This window comes from Pseudomonas sp. GW821-FHT09C10, assembly GCF_059418085.1.
Window position 1 is genome coordinate 1 of record NZ_JBWKPE010000034.1, and the last position, 944, is coordinate 944.

General features: G+C 64.4%; 1 protein-coding gene. It reads right to left on the reverse strand.

Annotation, left to right across the window (positions count from 1 at the left end):
- Nucleotides 1-944: condensation domain-containing protein (locus AC07OT_RS30950; protein ID WP_495109883.1), on the reverse strand; the 944-nt coding region annotated here is incomplete at both ends.

Sequence of the window (944 nt, forward strand, 5' to 3'; positions counted from 1 at the left end):
ATGGGAATATCGGTACCTGCGCCCAAGCGACTCAACAGCGCGCAGAACCCGGCTTGCAACACCATGAACAACGTGGCCTGACGCGCTCTCCCTACCGCCAGCAAACGCTGGTGCAGCGTCGCGCTCAGGCGAAACTCGACACTGCCTCCCCGCGCTGTGGCGAGCGCAGGGCGACTGCGATCCGTCGGCAAAGCGATCTGTACCGGCAGGTCTTGCAACGCTGTACGCCAGTACGCCAATTGATGAGCTAACGCACTGTGTTCGTCCCCCTCTTCGCCCAGCCACTGGCGCTGCCAGAGGCTGTAATCGGCGTATTGAATCGGCAGGCGTGACCAACCGGGCGCGTGCCCGGCCTTTCGGGCTTGATAAGCCTGGGCCAGGTCACGCACCAGCGGCCATTGCGAGGCGCCGTCAGTGACGATGTGGTGCAGCACCACCAGCAACACATGCTCCTGCGGCCCCAACACCAACAGGCTCGCCCGCCAAGGCGGCGACGGGTCCAGCACAAACGGTTCGTTGGCGTGTGCCGCCAAAGTCTGAGGCAGTGTGGCCTCGGTCACGGCCACAGTGCGTAAGGCCGGCTGCAGATCCGTCAGCACCACCTGGGAAGGTTCGCCATCGTGCAGGGCAAAACCGGTGCGCAAGCTCTCATGGCGCTGCGCCAGATCGGCCAGCGCCGCGACCAACGCCTGTTGGTCCAGTGGGCCGCGCAACCGCAAGGCAAAGGGCACGTTGTACGTCGACGTCGCGCCTTCCAGTTGCGCCAGGAACCACAGCCGCTGCTGAGCAAACGACAAGGGAATGATTGGCGGCCGTGGCAGTGCTTCAAGCAGCGGGCGCTGCAAACGGGCAGGCTCCAGGTGCGCTTCCAACTGCGCCACTGTAGGCGCTTCAAACAAACTGCGGATCGTGACGTCGACGTGCAGGGTTCCCCGGATCCGGTT